The organism is Neisseria sp. P0021.S005, from assembly GCF_051956955.1.
In genome coordinates this window covers 1-2,595 of sequence record NZ_JBQCWY010000437.1, presented here as the reverse complement: position 1 = coordinate 2,595, position 2,595 = coordinate 1, and the positions used below count along the sequence as shown (strand labels likewise).

Genomic DNA, 2,595 nt, shown 5'->3' with positions numbered 1-2,595 from the left:
TGGAAACGCTGTTTGATTACATCGGCGAAGATGCGCTGTTTGTCTCTTTGGGCGACGTTCATGCCGAGGCAAACCGTTTTTGGAGCGACGTCAAATCGCGTTATGCCATGGCGCAGGGCGACGAAACTTATCCGCCTTTGCTTCCACAGCATTTGTATCTCTCTGCCGATGTATTCGCAGGCCGTCTGAAAAACTATGGTCAGGTATTGCCGGATATTTTTGGTGATGAACATACGTTGCCAAACGTGGCCGTCAACCGTCAAGCAGATGAACCGTTGCAGGCATTGAAAGATTTTCAGACGGCCTTTGACGGACGAATTTTGCTTTGCGCCGAAAGTTTGGGACGGCGCGAAACCATGCTCGGTTTCTTGCAGCAAAACGGTTTGAAAGCCAAAAGCGTGTCCGACTGGCAGGGCTTTTTGTCGGCGCATGAGCCGCTGATGATTACAGTGGCGCCGTTGGCTTACGGGTTTAAATTAGAAGATCAAAACATCGCGGTCATTACCGAATCCGATCTTTATCAATATGTCGCCCGCTCGAGCAAACATCATCGTAAGAAACACGCCGCCGTTTCAGACGGCCTGTTACGCGACCTTGCCGAAATCAATATCGGCGATCCTGTTGTACACGAAGAACACGGTATCGGCCGATATATGGGCTTGGTCACAATGGACTTGGGCGACGAAACCAACGAAATGATGTTGCTCGAATACGCGGGCGAAGCGCAGCTTTATGTGCCTGTTTCGCAACTGCATTTAATCAGCCGCTACTCTGGTCAGGCGCATGAAAACGTCGCCCTGCACAAGCTCGGCAGCGGCGCATGGAATAAGGCAAAACGCAAAGCCGCCGAAAAAGCGCGCGACACCGCCGCCGAGTTGCTCAATCTCTACGCCCAACGCGCCGCCCAATCGGGACACAAGTTTGAAATCAACGAGTTGGATTATCAGGCATTTGCCGACGGCTTTGGCTATGAAGAAACCGAAGACCAAGCCGCTGCCATCGCCGCTGTGATTAAGGATTTGACGCAGGCGAAGCCGATGGACCGCCTAGTGTGCGGCGATGTCGGTTTTGGCAAAACCGAAGTCGCCCTGCGCGCCGCGTTTGTGGCGGTGATGGGCGGCAAACAGGTCGCCGTACTCGCCCCAACCACGCTTTTGGTCGAGCAGCACGCGCAAAACTTCGCCGACCGCTTCGCCGATTTCCCCGTGAAAGTCGCCAGCCTTTCACGTTTCAACAACAGCAAAGCCACCAAAGCCGCGCTGGAAGGCATGGCGGACGGTACGGTCGATATTGTTATCGGCACGCACAAATTGGTTCAAGACGACATCAAATTTAAAAACTTAGGTTTAGTGATTATCGATGAAGAACATCGTTTCGGCGTGCGCCAAAAAGAGCAGCTCAAACGTCTGCGCGCCAACGTAGACATACTTACCATGACCGCCACACCGATTCCACGCACCCTCAGCATGGCGCTCGAAGGTCTGCGCGACTTCTCGCTGATTACTACCGCGCCCAGCCGCCGCCTCGCCGTCAAAACCTTTGTCAAACCCTTCAGCGAAGGCAGCGTGCGCGAAGCCGTGTTGCGCGAACTCAAACGCGGCGGACAAGTGTTTTTCCTGCACAATGAAGTAGATACGATTGAGAATATGCGCGAGCGGCTGGAAACCCTGCTGCCCGAAGCCCGCATCGGCGTGGCGCACGGACAACTGCGCGAGCGCGAACTGGAGCAAGTGATGCGCGACTTTTTGCAGCAAAGATTCAACGTGTTGCTCTGTTCCACCATCATCGAAACCGGCATCGACATTCCCAACGCCAACACCATCATCATCAACCGCGCCGACAAATTCGGGCTGGCTCAGCTTCATCAGTTGCGTGGGCGCGTCGGCCGCAGCCACCACCAAGCCTACGCCTACCTGCTCACGCCCGAATACATCACCAAAGACGCAGAAAAACGCCTCGACGCCATCGCGGCGGCAGATGAACTCGGCGCAGGTTTCACCCTCGCCATGCAGGATTTGGAAATCCGAGGCGCAGGCGAAATCCTCGGCGAAGGACAGTCCGGCGAAATGATACAGGTCGGCTTCACGCTCTACACCGAAATGCTCAAACAAGCCGTGCGCGACCTCAAAAAAGGCCGCCAGCCCGATCTCGACGCACCGCTGGGCATCACCACTGAAATCAAACTGCACAGCCCGGCATTATTGCCTGAAGACTACTGCCCCGACATCCACGAGCGCCTCATCCTCTACAAACGCCTCGCCGTCTGCGAAACCGTGCAGCAAATCAACGCCATACACGAAGAACTCGTCGACCGCTTCGGCCTGCCCGAACAACCCGTCAAAACCCTTATCGAAAGCCACCACCTGCGGCTTGCGGCAAAAGAATTAGGCATAGATGCCATTGATGCGACCAGCGAAGCGGTAACGGTAACTTTTGGCAAAAACAACAATGTCGATCCAACCGAAATCATCCTGCTGATTCAAAACGACAAAAAATACCGCCTTGCCGGCACGGATAAGCTGCGATTTACCGCAGAGATGGAAAATATCGAAGTGCGGATTAATACAGTGAAGAACGTATTGAAGACTTTGAAAG

At 54.3% G+C, this 2,595-nt stretch carries 1 protein-coding gene; it reads left to right on the top strand.

The features are described 5' to 3' along the window. Window positions 1-2,595: transcription-repair coupling factor (mfd, locus tag ACTHUE_RS15255; RefSeq protein ID WP_440423914.1), on the top strand; the 2,595-nt coding region annotated here is incomplete at both ends.